This window comes from Mycobacterium sp. (genome assembly GCF_049280035.1).
GTDB lineage: Bacteria > Actinomycetota > Actinomycetes > Mycobacteriales > Mycobacteriaceae > Mycobacterium.
In genome coordinates this window covers 1-1720 of record NZ_JBAPPI010000254.1, presented here as the reverse complement: position 1 = coordinate 1720, position 1720 = coordinate 1, and the positions used below count along the sequence as shown (strand labels likewise).

At 65.1% G+C, this 1720-nt stretch carries 2 protein-coding genes; both read left to right on the top strand.

The genetic code is table 11. From position 1 onward, the window contains the following. On the top strand, positions 1 to 548 hold a 548-nt coding region (locus WAN71_RS08195; protein ID WP_422224848.1), incomplete at its 5' end, for an amidohydrolase family protein. Between the two features lie 4 nt (positions 549 to 552). Then, positions 553 to 1720 (top strand): thiolase C-terminal domain-containing protein (locus WAN71_RS08190; RefSeq protein ID WP_422224847.1); only part of this gene is annotated, 1168 nt, incomplete at its 3' end.

Sequence of the window (1720 nt, the reverse complement as noted above, 5' to 3'; positions counted from 1 at the left end):
TCCACATCGGCACCGACCCGGTCGACATGACGGTCGGTGGCGCTAGCGGAGGGGCAGGCATGGTGTACCGCGGGCCGGGCGGCGCGGTGATGAATTACGCCGAGACAACGTTTTCCGGACAGCGGGCAGCGATGAAGATGGTCGCCTCGGGCGCGTTGGACCGGCACCCGGACCTTCGGGTGCTGATCTCCGAAGGCGGCGCCACCTGGGTGCCATTCCTCGGCGACCGGATGGTCGAGGGCTACCGTCAACACCATATGGCGGTGCGGCCCAAGCTGAGTCGTAGTCCCAAGGAGATCCTGTACAGCCAGGTATATGCGTCATTCCAACACGACGAGACCGCGGTCGCCGCCTACGAGCACATGGACTACAAGAACGTGATGTTCGGCAGCGACTACCCACACATGGAAGGCACCTTCGGCCACACCCAGGACACCCTGAAAGGGCTCTTCGACGGCGTGAGCGACGAGACGCGGTTACGCATTACCCAGGGCACGTTCTACGAACTGTTCCCCGACGTGCCGCCCATCCCGGCCGAAAACTTCTGAGCGCGTGGCGAATTCCCCTGGACTACGCGACGTTGCGGTCGTAGGCATCGGAGCCACGCCCTATTACAAGCGCGGCGGGTCGTTGCCCAAGTCGATCACCGAGCTGGCGGGCGAGGCCATCCTTGCGGCGTGTGAGGACGCAGGCCTTCCCATCACCGATGTCGACGGCTTCGCCTACTACTCGGGCGCCAGCGCGGGGTACACCGACAAGATGGACACCGCCGACTTCGTCGAGACGCTGGGCATTCCGGAAGTCCGTTTCACCGCCGCACTGACCTCCGGCGGGGGCGGCTCGGCAGGCGCGATCGGGCTGGCGCGGGCAGCCATCGTGGCCGGCGACGCTTCCGTCGTGGTCACCGTAATGGCGCTGCAACAGTCCAAACAACGATTGGGCTCGGTGTTCTCGGCCATGGATCCCGATCCGATCAACTCGTTCCTGCAGCCGTCCGGATTGTTCGGGCCCGGCCAGTTGATGTCGGTGATGGCTCGTCGGCATATGCACCTGTACGGCACCCGCCGCGAGGCGTTCGCCGAGATCGCCCTCTCGACGCGCTCCAATGCGTTGAATCGCCCTAAGGCCATGCACCGCCAACCGCTGACGTTGGACGACTACTTTAAAGCCCGGATGATCGCAGAACCCTTGTGCCTCTACGACTTCTGTCAAGAGACCGACGGCGCCGTCGCGGTGATCACCACCGGAATGGATCGGGCCAAGGATCTGCGGCAGCCACCGGTGCCGGTGGTCGCCGCTGCCCACGGTGGCATCCGCGACTGGGGGAGGGCGTTCGCCTGGATGGGGATGCCCGACGAATACTTCGCCTCCTCGGGTAATGCGCCCATCGCCAAGCGGCTCTACGAACAGGCCGGTATCAGCGCCGCCGACATCGACGTCGCGCTGCTCTACGACCACTTCAGCCCGATGGTGCTCATGCAGTTGGAGGACTACGGGTTCTGCGGCAAGGGGGAGGGCGGCGCGTTCGTCGAAAGCGGAGCGATCCGCTACGACGGTGGCTCGATTCCGGTCAACACCCATGGCGGTCAGCTCTCCGAGGCCTACATCATCGGGATGACCCACATCATGGAAGGAGTCGAGCAGATGAGCGGCACCGCCATCAACCAGGTCCGCGACGCCGAGCTCGCCCTCGTCACCGGTGGGCCGGCGAGCCTACCCG